At 72.5% G+C, this 16,327-nt stretch carries 13 protein-coding genes; 7 read left to right on the plus strand and 6 right to left on the minus strand.

Features of this window, described 5'->3' with window-relative positions; all coding sequences use genetic code 11:
* Window positions 1-11 precede the first annotated feature (11 nt).
* Window positions 12-1,019, minus strand: coding sequence for a LacI family DNA-binding transcriptional regulator (locus tag FB476_RS03450; protein WP_141817543.1), 1,008 nt, complete (start codon window positions 1,017-1,019; stop codon window positions 12-14).
* Between the two features lie 73 nt (window positions 1,020-1,092).
* Window positions 1,093-2,259 (minus strand): endo-1,4-beta-xylanase, encoded by a 1,167-nt coding sequence (locus FB476_RS03455; RefSeq protein WP_141817544.1) that lies wholly within the window; start codon window positions 2,257-2,259, stop codon window positions 1,093-1,095.
* Between the two features lie 166 nt (window positions 2,260-2,425).
* Here FB476_RS03455 and FB476_RS03460 point away from each other — a divergent pair, with 166 nt between their 5' ends.
* Window positions 2,426-3,628 (plus strand): ROK family transcriptional regulator, encoded by a 1,203-nt coding sequence (locus FB476_RS03460; protein WP_141817545.1) that lies wholly within the window; start codon window positions 2,426-2,428, stop codon window positions 3,626-3,628.
* A gap of 46 nt (window positions 3,629-3,674) precedes the next feature.
* Here the strand turns inward: FB476_RS03460 and FB476_RS03465 are convergent, their stop codons facing one another.
* Window positions 3,675-4,892 (minus strand): ROK family transcriptional regulator, encoded by a 1,218-nt coding sequence (locus tag FB476_RS03465; protein WP_141817546.1) that lies wholly within the window; start codon window positions 4,890-4,892, stop codon window positions 3,675-3,677.
* A gap of 190 nt (window positions 4,893-5,082) precedes the next feature.
* Between FB476_RS03465 and FB476_RS03470 the strand changes: the two genes are divergently transcribed.
* From FB476_RS03470 to FB476_RS03495, 6 genes are all read left to right on the plus strand, one after another.
* The gene (locus FB476_RS03470) at window positions 5,083-6,567 is read left to right on the plus strand and encodes a sugar ABC transporter ATP-binding protein (RefSeq protein WP_238329724.1); all 1,485 of its coding nucleotides are present in this window, start codon (window positions 5,083-5,085) and stop codon (window positions 6,565-6,567) included.
* Window positions 6,564-7,607, plus strand: coding sequence for an ABC transporter permease (locus tag FB476_RS03475; RefSeq protein ID WP_141817548.1), 1,044 nt, complete (start codon window positions 6,564-6,566; stop codon window positions 7,605-7,607). The genes FB476_RS03470 and FB476_RS03475 overlap by 4 nt, the downstream gene beginning before the upstream one ends.
* Window positions 7,608-7,722: 115 nt before the next feature.
* The gene (locus FB476_RS03480) at window positions 7,723-8,811 is read left to right on the plus strand and encodes a substrate-binding domain-containing protein (protein WP_141817549.1); all 1,089 of its coding nucleotides are present in this window, start codon (window positions 7,723-7,725) and stop codon (window positions 8,809-8,811) included.
* 85 nt (window positions 8,812-8,896) lie between these two features.
* The gene (locus FB476_RS03485; RefSeq protein ID WP_141817550.1) at window positions 8,897-10,105 is read left to right on the plus strand and encodes a Gfo/Idh/MocA family protein; all 1,209 of its coding nucleotides are present in this window, start codon (window positions 8,897-8,899) and stop codon (window positions 10,103-10,105) included.
* Entirely contained in the window at window positions 10,102-11,103 is a 1,002-nt protein-coding gene (locus tag FB476_RS03490) for a sugar phosphate isomerase/epimerase family protein (RefSeq protein ID WP_141817551.1), read from the plus strand. Before FB476_RS03485 ends, FB476_RS03490 begins: the two co-directional genes overlap by 4 nt.
* Window positions 11,104-11,243: 140 nt before the next feature.
* Window positions 11,244-12,479, plus strand: a complete 1,236-nt coding sequence (locus FB476_RS03495) for an FAD-binding protein (protein ID WP_141817552.1) — start codon at window positions 11,244-11,246, stop codon at window positions 12,477-12,479.
* A gap of 57 nt (window positions 12,480-12,536) precedes the next feature.
* Here the strand turns inward: FB476_RS03495 and FB476_RS03500 are convergent, their stop codons facing one another.
* The 3 genes from FB476_RS03500 to mmsA form a co-directional block, all read right to left on the minus strand.
* Complete coding sequence (locus FB476_RS03500; protein WP_425563826.1) at window positions 12,537-13,520, minus strand: aldo/keto reductase; 984 nt, start codon at window positions 13,518-13,520, stop codon at window positions 12,537-12,539.
* Between the two features lie 17 nt (window positions 13,521-13,537).
* Window positions 13,538-14,698 (minus strand): multiple monosaccharide ABC transporter permease, encoded by a 1,161-nt coding sequence (gene mmsB, locus FB476_RS03505; protein WP_141819805.1) that lies wholly within the window; start codon window positions 14,696-14,698, stop codon window positions 13,538-13,540.
* 62 nt (window positions 14,699-14,760) lie between these two features.
* On the minus strand, window positions 14,761-16,302 hold the full coding sequence (gene mmsA, locus FB476_RS03510) for a multiple monosaccharide ABC transporter ATP-binding protein (protein ID WP_141817554.1): 1,542 nt from the start codon (window positions 16,300-16,302) through the stop codon (window positions 14,761-14,763).
* Window positions 16,303-16,327: the final 25 nt, after the last annotated feature.

A 16,327-nucleotide genomic window follows, 5' to 3' on the forward strand; every position in this document is an offset into this window, starting at 1 on the left:
GTCTCCTGGGTTCAGGTGGCGGGTGGTGCCGTCGAGGCCCGCTCGACCAGTCGGGTCTCCAGCCGGACCTGCGCCTGCTCGAGCTCGCCGCCGGCGAGGAGGGTGCAGAGCAGGTCGAGAGCGGTGCGGCCCAGCTCGCGCAGCGGCTGCGCGACCGTGGTGAGCGGCGGCTCGGCGACGGCCGACTCGGGGACGTTGTCGAAGCCGACCACCGAGAGGTCCTCAGGCACCCGCAGACCGAGCTCGCGCGCGACCTCCACGGTCCGGATCGCCATGAGGTCGTTGGCCGCGAAGACCGCGGTGGGCCGGTCGCGGCGGTCGAGGATCAGGTGCGCGGGCGCCACGGCCGACTCCGCCCGGTAGGAGCCGGTGGCGATGAGGGTCTCGTCGACCTCCAGCCCGGCCTGCGCCATCGCCTGGCGGAAGCCCTGCTCGCGCAGCTTGGCCGACTCCAGGTCCTCGCGGCCCCGGATCATCCCGATCCGGGTGTGCCCCAGCCCGACCAGGTGCTCGACCGCGGACCGGGCGCCGCCCACGTTGTCGGAGTCGACGGTGGGCACCGCGTGGCTGCCGGTGTGCGGGTCGATGGCGACCACCGGGATGGCGGCTCCCGGCTCGATCACGGTGGGGGTGACGATGATCGCGCCGTCCAGGAGGGTGCCGCCGAGGCGGCGCAGCGACCGGCGCTCCCAGCCGACGCTGCCGCCGTGCGAGGCGCCCGCGAAGGCCATCAGCTCGTAGTCGGTGTCGCCGATGGCGCTCGAGACGCCCTTGAGCAGCTCGGTGCTGAACGGCTCGAACTCCGCGACGAGCACCCCGAGGATCCCGGTGCGCGAGCTGCGCAGGCTGCGCGCGCCGAGGCTGGCCTCGTAGCCCAGGTCGGCGATGACCTGGTGCACGCGGGCCGTGGTCGCGGCGGACACGCCGTAGCGGCCGTTGACGACCTTGGAGACGGTGGCGACGGACACGCCGGCCTGGCGTGCGACGTCCTCCATCCGCACGCGTCCGTTGGGCACCATGACGGTCATTATCCGTGGCTCGCGGCGGGACCTGCTGACGCGGGCCCCGCCGCGGCCGGCGTGTCTGCCACCGTCAGCGGCCCGGTCGTCGGGGCGAGACGCCCGGGGTGGCGTCGCGCAGCGAGGCCAGCATCGCGGCATGGGCGGGCTTGGGGCTGTAGTCGTCCTCGAAGATCGTCGCCCAGTCCTCCCCGGGGAAGACGTCGGGGACCCACGACCTCGCGTCGGGGAAGCCCCAGACCGTGAACGACGTGCACGACAGCACGTTCAGGCAGGCCTGCAGCATCGCGTCGTGACGCTCGGCGTGCAGCGCCACCTGCTCCGGGGTGGGGCCGTCGGCACCGGGCTCGATCGGGACCCGCACGTCGGCCTCGGTCACCGCCACGTCCAGGCCGAGGGCGGCGAAGCGCTCGAAGTTGGCCTGCATGGAGGGGTCGAAGTCGTACATCAGGCTGAGGTGGCCCTGGGCCCCGAAGCCGTGCAGCGGCACGCCGTCGTCAAGCAGCTCCTGGGCCAGCGCGTAGTAGGCGTCCGTCTTCTCGTTGATGCCCTCGGCGTTGTAGTCGTTGAGGAAGAGCCGGGCCTGCGGGTCGGCCTCGTGGGCCCACCGGAAGGTGTCGCCGATCAGCGCGACCGGGTCGTCGGCGCACGCGCGGAGGAAGGGGTTGGCCTCGGTGCGCAGGCGCACACCACCCACGTCCCAGTCGTCCTGGATGATCTCGTTGGCGACGTCCCACTCGTAGATCTCGCCGGCGTAGCGCCCGACGACCGTGCGGACGTGGTCCTCGAGGACGTCACGCGCCTCCTCGCAGGTCCAGCTCTCGGCGGCGTCGAGCACCCACTGCGGGTTCTGGCTGTGCCAGAGCAGCGTGTGGCCGCGGACCTCCTGGCCATGGGCGCGGGCGAAGTCGACGACGGCGTCGGCGCCGGTGAAGTCGTAGACGCCCGGCTCCGGGTGGACCTCGGCCCACTTCATGTCGTTCTCGGGCGTGAGCGAGCCGAACTCGCGGGCGAGCACGCGCTGGTGCTGCGTCGGGTGTCTCTTGTCGTGGCCGACGAGGTCGCGCGCGCCCCAGACCGCGCTGCCGATCTCCAGGTCGCGCGGCGCCTGGCGCCGGAGGGTGTCCTGGTGACCATTGGCATGGTCCGGGGGTGCGGCCGAGGCCACGGGCACGAGGGCGCCGGCGGCCAGCCCGACGGTCGCGGTGGCCAGTCCCAGGGTTCGAGCGAGGTGTCGCACGTGCGGTCTCCTTCGACGGTGGTGGTGCGAGGTCGGGTCGAGCTGTGCGGGCGGAGCCGGCGGTGCGGTCCCCCTGGGCCATTCGTTGTGTGACAAAACTATTACGAAGAAACTAACTCGTGTCCCGCCCTCCCGCAAGAGCCCAGGGCTGCGTACGCTGGTCGCCGTGCAGCACCTCGCCACCGGGAGCGCCCCGGTCCTCGCCCACCAGTCGACGCTGCGCGAGACCAACCTCGCCGTCGTGCTGCGTGCGGTGTGCGAGGCCGAGACGCCGGTGTCCCGCGCCGGGGTCGCCGCCGTGACCGGGCTGACGCGCTCGACCGTCTCGCGGCTGGTGGACGAGCTCGTCGCGGGCGGTCTGGTCGACGAGGGCGCCGCGCAGCTCGCCGGGCCCGGCCGTCCCGCCACGCCGCTGCGCCCGGCGGCCCGGGTCTGCGCGGTGGGGCTGCAGGTCAACGCCGCCCACGTGGCGGCGCGACTGGTCGACCTGCGCGGCGAGGTCGTCGCCGAGTCGCGCTCCGAGCCCGACCTGGTCGACTCCGAGCCCGCGGTCGCGCTGGGGCTCCTGGGTCAGCACCTCGCGGAGGTCCTCGAGCGCACGCCGGACGGCGGCCGCGTCGTCGGTGCCGGCCTGGCCCTGCCCGGCGTCGTCGACGCCGCGGGCGAGCGCCTGCTGCGCGCCCCCAACCTCGGGTGGGGCGACCTCGCCCCCGACGCCGGCCTGCGCGGGCAGCTGCACGGCATACCCCTGACCGTGGGCAACGAGGCCAACCTCGCCGCGCACGCCTTCGCCCAGCCCGCCCCCGGGCGGACCGGCCCCGCGAGCCACTTCGTCTACGTCTCCGGCGAGATCGGCATCGGCGGGGCGGTCGTCACCGACTCGCGGGTGCAGTCCGGGCTGCACGGCTTCGCGGGGGAGATCGGCCACATGCCGTTCCGCCCCGGTGGGGACCCCTGCCCGTGCGGCTCGGACGGCTGCCTGGAGAGGTATGCCGGTCGCCTCGCCATGACCCGTCGGGCCGGGCTGCCGACCGCCACGACGCTCGCCGAGCTCGACCGGCTCGCGGAGGAGGGGCACACCGCCGCCCGCGAGGCCGTCGACCTGGCCGCCGAGGCGCTCGGCGTCGTGCTCGCCGGCGTCGTCAACCTCCTCGACGTGCCGACGATCGTGCTCGGCGGCGAGATCGGCGACCTGGCCGAGCGCATCACGCCCACGGTGCTGGGGCGGCTGCGGTCCCGGGTGATGGTTTCCGGCGCGCGGTCGATCGAGGTCCTCCAGGACCACGACGACGTGCCGGGCTCGAGCGGGGGAGCGCTGGTGCACCTGAGCCGCGTGGTCGCGTCCCCGGCGGCCTACCTGCGGGCCTGAGGGACGGGGTCGGTCGCACCGGAGGTCGCCGTCGGGGCGAGGAGCCTCAGCCGCGCGCCGCGACGGCCGCGTCGACGCCCGCCGGTGCGAGCAGGGTGTCGGTGACGAGGACCGACGCGCCGACGATGCCCGCGCGCGCCCCGGACACCGAGCTGACGATGCGCAGGTGGTGGGTGCCCAGGGGGAGCGAGCGGCGGTAGACCGACTCGCGGATCCCGGCGAGCAGCTGCTCGCCGACGGCGGAGATGCGGCCGCCGAGCACGATGACGGAGGGGTTGAGGAGCGACACGACGCCGGCCAGCACCGAGCCGATGTCGCGGCCCGCGTCGCGCACAGCCTGGCTGGCGGTGGTGTCGCCGGCCCGCACGAGGGCGACGACGTCGGCCTGGTCGTGCACCTCGGCGCCGCCCTCACGGAGCCGCCGGGCCACCGCGGCGCCGGAGGCGACGGCCTCGAGGCAGCCGTGGTTGCCGCAGGTGCACAGGGTCTGGTTGCCGTCCGGCACCGCGACGTGACCGAGGTCGCCGGCCGCGCCCTGGGCGCCGCGCTGCAGGGTGCCGCCGCTGATGATGCCCGCGCCGATGCCGGAGGCGACCTTGACGAAGACCAGGTCGGAGAGGTCGCGGTAGCGCTCGGCGTGCTCGCCCAGCGCCATGATGTTGACGTCGTTGTCGACGAGGACCGGCCCGGGCAGGGTCCGGGCGAGGTGGCCCGGCACGTCGAAGCGGTCCCAGCCGGGCATGACCGGCGGGCTCACGGGGCGTCCGGTGGAGAACTCCACCGGGCCCGGCAGGCCGATGCCGGTGCCGGCGACGTCGTCGAGCGACCGGCCGGCCTCCTCCAGCAGGGCGAGGGTGGTCCGCGTGACGAGGTCGAGCACCGGCTCGGGCCCGTCGGCGATGTCGAGGTCCTGCAGGTCCTCGGCGAGCACGCTGTTGGCCAGGTCGGTGATCGCGACGTGGGCGTGGCTCACGCCGAGGTCGACGCTGACGACCACCCGGCGCGAGGGGTCGAAGACGAAGGTCACCGCCGGGCGGCCGCCGCTGGAGCTGGCCTCGCCGGTCGGGACGACCAGGCCGACGCCGAGCAGGTCCTCGAGCCGGGAGGCCACCGTGGAGCGCGCCAGCCCGCTGGCCGAGACGAGCTCTGCACGGGTGCGGGGACGGCCGTCGCGCAGCAGCTGGAAGAGGCTGCCCGGACTGCTGGCCGGGGAAGCCTCCGGGTGCGGGGCCGTCGTCTCGACGGGCGCAGGGGCGGTGGCCATGGCGGTGAGTCAATCACTCTCGGTCGGGGGCGGCGAATCGTGGTCGCGCCATTCTGACACCGAAACGACAGACTTGCGACGCTGAACTACGAACTTTTGCTTGACCCCCGTCATAAGTCCTCCTAGAGTCCCCCACATGGTCACCGTGGACCCGACGTCAGCCGCCTCCAGCGCGCAGCCGCTGCTGCGCATGGTCGGCATCGTCAAGCACTTCCCCGGGGCGAAGGCGCTCGACGGGGTCGACCTCGAGGTCCTGCCGGGCGAGGTGCACTGCCTCCTCGGCCAGAACGGCGCGGGCAAGTCGACGCTCATCAAGACCCTCGCCGGCGCCCACCGCCCGGACAGCGGCGAGATCGTCGTCGAGGGCCGACCGGTCGAGATCACCTCGCCGACGAGCGCGCTGGACCTGGGCATCGCGACGATGTACCAGGAGCTCGACGTCGTCGACGGGCTGAGCGTCGCCGAGAACATCTTCCTGGGTCACGAGCTGTCCTCCGGGGGCGTGCTGAAGCGCCGGGAGGCCCACGCCCGCGCCCGCGACCTCATGGGCCGCCTCGGGCACCCGGAGCTCACGCCCTCGCGCGAGGTGGGCCAGCTCTCCGCGGCCGGCAAGCAGATCGTCTCGCTCGCACGCGCGCTCTCGCGCCGGGCCAAGCTCGTCGTCATGGACGAGCCGTCGGCCGTCCTGGACCCGGAGGAGGTGGACAACCTCTTCCGCGTCGTGGAGGCGATCCGCTCCGAGGGCGTGGCCGTCGTCTACATCTCCCACCGGCTCGAGGAGATCCGTCGCATCGGCGACCGGATCACCGTGCTCAAGGACGGCCGGACGGTCGCCACCAACCTGCCCGTCGACCAGGTGAGCACCGCCGAGGTCATCTCGCTGATGACCGGGCGCGAGATCGCCTCGGACTTCGGTGGGGCCTCGACCGGCCAGCGGGGGAGCGAGCCGCTCCTCGAGGTCGAGGGCCTCTCGCTCGCGGGGGTCTTCGAGGACGTGTCGTTCTCGGTCCGGCCCGGGGAGATCGTGGGCCTCGCCGGCCTCGTGGGGGCCGGCCGCTCGGAGGTCCTCGAGACGATCTACGGCGCGCGCCGTGCCTCCGCGGGCACGGTCCGCGTCCGGGGCCGCGAGCTGCCGCGCGGCTCGGTCCCCGCCGCCGTCGCGGCCGGGATCGGCCTGGCCCCCGAGGAGCGCAAGGCCCAGGGCCTGCTCCTCGACGAGCCGGTCTTCCGCAACATCACGCTGTCGACCTTCGCCCGCTTCGCCCGGGGCGGCCTGCTCGACGAGCGCGCCGAGCGTCGGGCGGCCGTCGAGCAGATCGAGGCCATGCAGCTGTCCCCGGCCGACCCCGGCCGGGTCACCCGCACCCTGTCCGGCGGCAACCAGCAGAAGGTCATGCTCGCGCGCTGGCTGGTCCACGGCTGCTCGGTGCTGCTGCTCGACGAGCCCACCCGGGGCGTCGACGTGGGCGCCCGCGCCGAGATCTACCGGCTCATCCGCCGCCTGGCCTCCGACGGCTCGGCCGTCGTCCTGGTCTCCAGCGACCTGGAGGAGGTGCTCCAGCTCAGCGACGAGGTGCTCGTCCTCGCCGACGGGCAGGTCGTGCACCAGGGACCGGCCACCGACATCGACGAGCACCGCATCCTCGACCTGGTCATGGAAGGAACACGCGCATGACGACCACCGACACGCCGGGCACCACGGCGTCGCAGGACCCGGGCGACCCCGGCGCCCCCGCGACCGGGGGCGGGCGCCGGCTGCCCCGCCTGCGGGAGGCGACCCGCGACCTCGGGCTGGTCGTCGCGCTCGTGGCGCTCGTGGTCGTGGGGGTCGCGACCTCGGGCGAGCGCTTCGCCAGCACGTCCAACCTGCTGGTCATCCTCCAGCAGGCCGCCATCATCGGCGTCATCAGCATCGGCGTCACCTTCGTCATCACGGCCGGTGGCATCGACCTGTCGGTCGGCTCGGTCATGGGCCTGGCGACGGTGTGGGCCACGACCCTGGCGACCCAGACGATGGCCCAGGACCTGCACTGGATCGTCATGGTCTTCACCGCGCTCGCGGTCGGCACCGCCGCCGGCGTCCTCAACGGGATCGTCGTGGCCTACGGGCGGGTGGTGTCCTTCATCGCGACGCTGGCGATGCTCGTCGCCGCACGTGGCCTGGCGGAGATCATCTCCGACCGCAAGACCCAGATCGTGCGGGTCGACGGCTTCCTCGACACCTTCCGCGGCGACGTCCTGGGCATCCCGGTCATCGTCTGGATCTTCCTCCTCGTCGCGGTCGCCGGCTGGTTCCTCCTCAACCGGACCACCTTCGGGCGGCGCACGGTCGCCATCGGTGGCAACCCCGAGGCCGCCCGCCTGGCCGGCATCAAGATCCGCCGTCACACCGTGATGGTCTTCGCGCTGAGCGGGCTCACCGCGGGCATCGCCGCGGTCATGATGCTCGCCCGCACCACGGCGGGCACGTCCACCAACGGTTACCTCTACGAGCTGGACGCCATCGCGGCCGTGGTCGTCGGCGGCACCCTCCTCATCGGCGGCCGCGGGACGATCGTCGGCACCGTGCTCGGCGTCCTCATCTTCGCGACGCTCTCCAACATCTTCATCCAGAACAACCTGTCCATCTCGGCCCAGTCGCTGGCCAAGGGGGCGATCATCGTCGGTGCCGTGCTGCTCCAGCAGCGCTTCGCCGCACGGTCCAGGTCGACCTAGGCCCGTCCCGGCCCACCGCCCCCCCGCTGCGCCCAACGCATACCCATCGACCCGTCCACCCATCCACCACCCACCCGGCGCCCGGCGCCACCCCTCATGTCGAAGGAGACATCTCATGGCACGCATCCGCAGCCTGCGCCGCACCTCCGGCGCGATCGCCGTCCTGGCGTCCCTCACCCTGATCACCGCCTGCACCGGCAACACCGCCGAGGAGGTGCAGGGCGACGACGAGACCGCGCAGGGCACCTCCGACAACTCCGGCGGCGGCAGCACCGACGCGCCCGCGGCCGGCGGCAACGACGAGGAGGGCGAGACCGTCGTCATCGGCTTCTCGGCCCCCGCGGCCGACCACGGCTGGATGGGCGCCATCACCAGCGCGGCCGAGGCCGAGGCCGCCAAGTACGGCGACATCGAGCTGCGCGTGGCGGAGGGCACCAACGACGTCAACCTGCAGATCTCGCAGGTGGAGACCTTCATCAACGACGGTGTCGACGCCATCGTCCTGCTGCCCTTCGACGGCGCGGCGCTGACCGAGATCGCGACCGAGGCCATGGAGGCGGGCATCCCGGTCATCAACGTCGACCGCGAGTTCAGCGCCCCGGAGGCGGCCCGCGTCACGATCCTCGGCGACAACTACGGCATGGGCCGCAGCGCCGGCGAGTACATCTGCAGCCGGCTCGGCGGCCAGTCCGACGCCGTCGTGGCCGAGATCGCGGGCATCGACAACCTGCCGCTGACCCAGGACCGCAGCCAGGGCTTCAAGGACGCGCTGTCCGAGTGCGGCCTCGACGTCGACAACCGCGTCGCCGCCGACTTCACCGTCCAGGGCGGCGAGTCCGCGGCCGCCAACCTGCTGCAGGCGGCGCCCAAGATCGACGCCATCTGGAACCACGACGACGACCAGGGCGTCGGCGTCCTCGCGGCCATCGAGAACGCCGGCCGTGACGAGTTCTTCGTCGTCGGCGGCGCCGGCTCGGCCAACATGATGCGCGAGATCCAGTCCGGCGACAGCGTCGTCGAGGCGACGGTCATCTACCCGTCGACCCAGGCGGCCGACGGCATCCGGCTGGCGCGCCTCGTCGCCCAGTCCAAGGGCATGAGCGACCTCGTCGAGGTCGAGGTGCCCCGGATGATCCAGCTCTACGCCCCGGTCGTCACGGCCGAGAACGTCGACCAGTACCTCGACAGCGCCTTCGAGTCCTGATCGGCGCCCGCGCGGTCCCGGCCGGCCGACCACCGGCCGGCCGGGGACCCCGGCCACCCCCACCCCGACGACTCGAGAGGACGAGATGAACGGCACCCAGACCCCCCTGCGGGTCGCCATGATCGGCTACGCCTTCATGGGCCGGGCCCACTCCCAGGCCTGGCGCGTCGCCCCCCGCTTCTTCGACCTGCCGCTGGACCCCGAGATGAGGGTCCTCGTCGGCCGGTCCCGCGATCGGGCAGAGGAGGCGGCCAGGCACCTCGGCTGGGCCGAGGTCGCCACCGACTGGCGCGAGGTCGTGCAGCGCGACGACGTCGACCTGGTCGACATCTGCACCCCAGGCGACAGCCACGAGGAGATCGCGGTCGCGGCGCTCGAGGCCGGCAAGCACGTGCTGGTCGAGAAGCCGATGGCCAACACCCTCGCCGAGGCCGAGCGGATGACCGCCGCGGCCGAGCGCGCCGCCGCGAGCGGCGTCCGCTCCATGGTCGGCTTCACCTACCGTCGCGTGCCCGCGGTCTCGCTGGCCCGCCAGATGGTGGCCGACGGTCGCATCGGCGAGGTCCGCCAGGTGCGCTGCCAGTATCTCCAGGACTGGCTGGCCGACGAGCAGACGCCGCTGTCCTGGCGCACCGACAAGGCGCTCGCCGGCAGCGGGGCGCTCGGCGACATCGGCGCCCACATCGTGGACCTGACCCACTTCGTCACCGGCCAGCGCGTGGCCGCCGTCTCCGGGATGCTCGAGACGGTGATCCGCGAGCGGCCGCGGGCGGAGAGCTTCTCCGGGCTCGGCGGCGTGGCCGGCACCGAGCGCGGCCCGGTCACCGTCGACGACGTCGCGATCTTCACGGCCCGGCTCGAGTCCGGCGCCCCCGCCGTCTTCGAGGCGACGCGCATGGCGTGGGGCCGCAAGAACGCGATGCGCATCGAGGTCAACGGCTCGCGCGGGTCGCTGGCCTTCGACTTCGAGGAGATGAACGTCCTGCAGCACTACGACGCCGACGCGCCCGCCGGCGAGCAGGGCTTCACCCGGATCCTGGCCACCGAGCCGGTCCACCCCTACGTCTCGGCGTGGTGGCCGCCCGGCCACGGCCTGGGCTACGAGCACGGCTTCGTCCACCAGGTCGTCGACCTGGTGAACGCCATCGCCGCCGGCGAGCAGCCCACGCCGTCCTTCGCCGACGGCCTGGCCGTCCAGCGGGTGCTCGACGCCGTGGAGGCCTCGCACGCCGACGAGGGGCGCCTGCACCGCATATCCGAGAACGCACAGACTCTGGAAGGAGCCGCACGATGACCCGACCGGTCACGCTGTTCACCGGCCAGTGGGCCGACCTGCCCTTCGAGGAGGTGGCCCGGCTCGCGGGGGAGTGGGGCTACGACGGGCTGGAGATCGCCTGCTGGGGCGACCACCTCGACCCCTGGCGCTGGGACGACGACGACTACGTCGCCGGCAGGAAGGAGGTGCTGGAGCGCAACGGCCTGCAGGTCTGGACGATCTCCAACCACCTCAAGGGCCAGGCGGTGTGCGATGACCCGATCGACCAGCGGCACCGCGACATCCTGTCCGACCGGGTCTGGGGCGACGGCGACCCCGAGGGTGTGCGGCAGCGCGCCGCCGAGGAGATGAAGAACACCGCGCGGCTGGCCGCCAGGCTCGGCGTGCGCACCGTCACCGGCTTCACCGGCAGCTCGATCTGGAAGTACGTCGCGATGTTCCCGCCGGCCTCGGCGGAGATGGTGGACGCCGGCTACCAGGACTTCGCCGACCGGTGGAACCCGATCCTCGACGTCTTCGACGAGGTGGGCGTGCGCTTCGCCCACGAAGTGCACCCCAGCGAGATCGCCTACGACTACTGGACCACGCACCGCACGCTGGAGGCGATCGGCCACCGCGAGGCCTTCGGGCTCAACTGGGACCCCAGCCACATGGTGTGGCAGGACCTCGACCCGGTCGGCTTCCTGTGGGACTTCCGCGACCGGATCTACCACGTGCACTGCAAGGACACGAAGAAGCGCGTGGGCAACGGCCGCAACGGCCGGCTCTCCAGCCACCTGCCGTGGGCCGACCCCCGGCGCGGCTGGGACTTCATCTCCACCGGTCACGGCGACGTCCCGTGGGAGGACGCCTTCCGGATGATGAACGCCATCGGCTACGACGGGCCGCTGTCGGTGGAGTGGGAGGACGCGGGCATGGACCGGATGGTCGGTGCCCCGGAGGCCCTGGAGTTCGTGCGTCGGTTCGCCTTCCCGGCTCCTGAGGCGGCCTTCGACGCGGCGTTCAGCACCCGCTGAACCGCGGCGCGGCGGTGCCGTGACGGGCCGGGTCCCTCCTCAGGGCGTGTGAGGGGCCCGGCCCGTGCTGCGCCCTGGGTCTTCCGTGGCCCGGGTGCGCTCGTCCGCGGGTCCGGCGGCCGAGAGGAGAGGATGGGGGGATGCGCACCAATTGGGGCGGCAACCTGAGGTATGCCGCCACGCACCTGGTCGAGCCCGGCTCCGTCGCGGAGCTGCAGCGGCTGCTGCCCACCCTCGAGGCCCCGCGGCCGCTGGGCTCGCGCCACTCCTTCAGCCGGGTCGCCGACACGACCGGGACGCAGGTGTCGACCGCGCGGCTGCCGGTCTCGGTCGAGGTCGACGCCGAGCGGCGGGTGGTCCGGGTCGAGGGCGGTGCGCGCTACGGCGACGTCGCGCCGGTGATCGACGAGGCGGGCTGGGCGCTGGCCAACCTCGCCTCGTTGGCCCACATCACGGTCGCCGGGGCGGTCGCGACCGGCACGCACGGCTCGGGCGACGGGGTCGGGTCGCTGGCGACGCAGGTGACCGCGCTGGAGGTCGTCGGCTGGGACGGCGAGCTGCGGCGGGTCGACGCGGCCCATCCCGACCTTCCCGGTGCGGTCGTCAACCTCGGGCGGCTCGGGGTCGTCACGGCGCTGGAGCTCGCGGTCGAGCCGACCTATGACGTGGCCCAGACCGTCGTAGAGCAGGTGCCGCTCGACCGCGTGCTCGCCGACCTCGACGCCGCCACCTCGCTCGGCTACAGCGTGTCGATGTTCACGACCTGGACCTCCCCGGACCTGCTGGACCAGGTCTTCGTCAAGCGCCGCACCGACCGGCCCGCCGGGCCCGATCCGGTGGACGTCCTCGGCGGGCGGCCCGCGGACGGGCCGCGGCACGCCATACCGTCCCTCGACCCGGCACCGGCCACCCCGCAGCAGGGGAGCCCCGGGCCGTGGTGGACGAGGCTGCCGCACTTCCGACTCGACGCCACGCCGTCGGCGGGCCGCGAGATCCAGACCGAGCTCCTCGTCCCGCGTCGTCACGCGGTCGCGGCGATCGAGGCGCTGCGGGGGATAGCCGCACGGATCGCGCCGGTGCTGCAGGTCTGCGAGATCCGCACGGTGGCGGCCGACGAGCTCTGGCTCAGCGGCGCCTCCGGCACCGACGCCGTCGCCCTCCACCTCACCTGGCACCTCGACCCGACGGCCGTTGCCGCCGTGGTGCCGGAGCTGCAGGCACGGCTCGCGCCGTTCGGCGCCCGGCCGCACTGGGGCAAGGTCTGCGACGAGACCGCGACCGACGCCGCCGCGCTCTACCCCCGGTGGGGCGACTGGCTCGACCTGGTCGCCCGGTGGGACCCCGACGGTCGGGGCGCACCAGCCCTGGGCCGCTAGACAGCGAGAACCGGTCGCCGTCCCGGAGGACGGCGACCGGTTCGTGTGCCGATCAGGTCACCAGCGGTCGTGCACGTGCTCCTTGACCAGCCGGTCGTAGAGCTCGGCGTAGGCCCGCTCCGCCTCCTCGGTGGTGGGCGGCAGCAGGGCCGCGGCGGCGTTGGCCCGTGCCTGCTCCGGGCTGCTCGCGCCGGGGATCGTCGTGGTGACGCCGGGCTGGTCGACGATCCAGCGCAGCGCCCGCTGCGCCGGCGTGCCCGGGCCCTCGATCGCGGAGAACTCCCGTGCCGCCTGGACACCCACCTCGTAGGGGACGCCGGAGAAGGTCTCCCCCACGTCGAAGGCCTCGCCGTGCCGGTTGAAGGCGCGGTGGTCGTCCGGGGAGAAGGTCGAGGTCTCGTCGAACTTCCCGGTGAGCAGACCGGAGGCGAGCGGCACGCGGGCGATGATCGCCACGCCCGCCTCGGCGGCGGCGCCGGTCACCTCCTCCAGCGGCTTGCGCCGGAAGACGTTGAGGATGATCTGGATGCTCGCCACGTGCGGCCGGGCGATCGCGGACATCGCCTCGGCCACCGTCTCGACCGAGACGCCGTAGGCACGCATCCGGCCCTCCTCGACCATCTCGTCGAGGGTGTCGAAGACGTCGTCGCGGGCGTAGACCTCCGGCGGCGGGCAGTGCAGCTGCACCAGGTCGAGCGTGTCGTCGCCGAGCAGCTCACGGGACCGGTCGTTCCAGCGCCGCAGGTTGTCGGGGGTGAACTGCTCGGCCGTGTGCGGGTCGGCGCGGCGGCCCATCTTGGTCGCCACCGTGAACCGCTCGCGGCCCCGCCCGTGCACGAACGACCCGACGAGCCGCTCGGAGCGGCCGTCGCCGTAGACGTCGGCGGTGTCGAGGAAGGTGATGCCCGCGTCGGCGGCCGCCTCGAGGATCTCGACGGCCCGCTCCTCGGGCACCTCGCCCCAGTCGGCGCCCAGCTGCCAGCAGCCGAGGCCGACGACGGACAGCTCGCGGCCCAGGCGCGGTGCCGTGCGCTGCGGCACGGTGGTCGGTCCCGTCATCAGTTGCCCGCCCGGCGCTTGTTCCAGACGTCGAAGGCGACCGCGAGCAGCAGCACCAGGCCCTTGACCACCTGCTGCGTCGACTGCTCGATGCCCATGAGCTGCATGCCGTTGCTCATGACGGCCATGATCAGGCCGCCGATGATGGCGCCGCCGACCCGGCCGACACCACCGGTCACCGCGGCGCCGCCGATGAAGCAGGCGGCGATCGCGTCGAGCTCGAACATGTTGCCCGCGCCCGGCTGCGCGCCGTTCATGCGCGAGGAGAAGACGATGCCGGCGATCGAGGCCAGCAGGCCCATGTTGACGAAGATGAGGAAGTTGACCTTCTTGACCTTCACGCCGGACAGCTTGGCGGCGTTGAGGTTGCCGCCGATCGCGTAGACGTTGCGGCCGAAGACGGTGCGCTGGGTGATCATGCCGTAGATGAGCACGAGGAAGGCCAGCAGGATCAGCACGTTGGGCAGGCCGCGGCTGGTCGCCAGCTGGTAGGCGAACCACATGACGACGGCGGCGACGAGCACGATCTTGAGGACGAACAGCGGCAGGCCGACGACCTCCTGCTTGTAGCGGATGGCGCCGCGGCGCCCGCGCCAGGCGTTCACGGCATACCCGACCACGCCGATGGCGAAGATGACCAGGGTGAAGACGTCCACCCCGCGGCCGCCGAGCAGACCGTTCTGGAAGCCGTTGGCGATCTTGTAGTAGGTGCCGCCGAAGGGGGACAGCGAGATGCTGTCGAGGACCAGGAAGGTCAGGCCGCGGAAGATGAGCATGCCGGCCAGCGTCACGATAAAGGCCGGGATGCCGACGTAGGCGACCCAGAAGCCCTGCCAGGCGCCGGCGAGCAGGCCGACCCCGATGGCCGCCAGCGCGCCGACGTACCAGGGCATGCCGTTCTGCACCACGAGCACGGCGGACGTCGCGCCGGTCAGCGCCACCAGCGAGCCGACCGAGAGGTCGATGTGCCCGCCGATGATCACGATGATCATGCCGATCGCGAGGATCAGGATGTAGGAGTACTGCAGGACGATGTTGGTGATGTTGCCCGGCGACAGGAAGTTGGGGTGCAGCAGGGAGAACAGCCCCACGATCGCCACGAAGGCGACGAGGATGCCGCTCTGCCGCAGGTTGCTGGTGATGATCTCCCGGATGTTCATCGTCGACGCCGGCTCCTGGGGCTGCGTCGACGACTCCTGGACGTCCAGGGTCGATGGCGTCGTCATCGGACTGTCTCCTTCTCCATGGTCATGAGGGCCATGAGCCGTTCCTGGGTGGCGTCCTCGATCGGGACCTCACCGGTGATGCGCCCGAAGGCGAGGGTGTAGATGCGGTCGCAGATGCCCAGCAGCTCGGGCAGCTCGGAGGAGATGACCAGGACACCCTTCCCGGCGGCCACCATCCGGTTGATGATCGTGTAGATCTCGAACTTCGCCCCGACGTCGATGCCGCGGGTGGGCTCGTCGAGGATGAGGATCTCCGGCTCGGTCATGAGCCACTTGGCGAGCACGACCTTCTGCTGGTTGCCGCCGGAGAGCTTGCCGACCGGGGCCAGCACGGTGGGCGTCTTGGTGTTGAGGCTCTTGCGGTAGTCGTTGGCGATCCGCAGCTCCTCGAGCCCGTTGACCCACCCGGCGCGGGAGATCTTGTCCAGGCCCGCGGCGCTGGTGTTGTGCCGCACGTCGTCGACGAGGTTGAGGCCGTAGAACTTGCGGTCCTCGGTGGCGTAGGCGAGCCCGGCCTCGATGGCCTCGTCGACCGTGCGCATCCGGACCTCGCGGCCGTGCACGTAGGTCGTGCCGGAGACGTAGCGGCCCCAGCTGCGGCCGAACAGGCTCATGGCGAGCTCGGTGCGGCCGGCGCCCATGAGCCCGGCGATGCCGACGACCTCGCCCGCCCGGACGGTGAGGGAGGCGCCGTCGACGACGCGCCGGCCGGCCTGGGTGGGGTGGTCGACGGTCCAGCCCTCGACGCGGAAGATCTCCTCGCCGATGACGTGCTCGCGCTCGGGGTAGCGGTGCTCGAGGTCGCGGCCGACCATGCCGCGGATGATGCGGTCCTGGGTCGCCCCCGGGTCGCTCATGTCGAGCGTCTCGACGGTGCGGCCGTCGCGGATGATCGTCGTGCGGTCGGCGATCGAGGCGATCTCGCCGAGCTTGTGGGAGATCATGATGCAGGTCACGCCGTTGGCGTTGAGCTGGCGCAGCAGGCCGAGCAGGTGCTCGGAGTCGGTGTCGTTGAGGGCGGCCGTCGGCTCGTCGAGGATGAGCAGCTTGACGTCCTTGGAGAGCGCCTTGGCGATCTCCACGAGCTGCTGCTTGCCGACGCCGATGTGGCCGATCTTGGTGACCGGCTGCTCCTTGAGCCCCACGCGGGCCATGAGCTCGGCGGCGTCGGCGTTGGTGCGGTGCCAGTCGATGAGGCCCAGGGTGCCGCGGCGCTCGTTGCCGAGGAACATGTTCTCGGCGATCGACAGGTGGGGGATGAGCGCCAGCTCCTGGTGGATGATGACGATGCCCTTCGCCTCGCTGTCGTTGATCGAGGAGAAGCGCACCTCCTCGCCGTCCAGGAGGATCTGGCCCTCGTAGCTGCCGTGCGGGTAGACGCCGGACAGCACCTTCATCAGGGTGGACTTGCCGGCGCCGTTCTCGCCGCAGATCGCGTGGATCTCGCCGCGGCGCACGTCCAGGTTGACGTCCTGGAGCGCCTTGACGCCGGGGAACGTCTTGGTGATGTCCCGCATCTGCAGGATCGAGTCGGTCATCGGGGGTCCTCACCGTGATGGGCAG

It is taken from the genome of Ornithinimicrobium humiphilum (assembly GCF_006716885.1).
In the GTDB taxonomy this organism is placed as follows: Bacteria; Actinomycetota; Actinomycetes; order Actinomycetales; family Dermatophilaceae; genus Ornithinicoccus; species Ornithinicoccus humiphilus.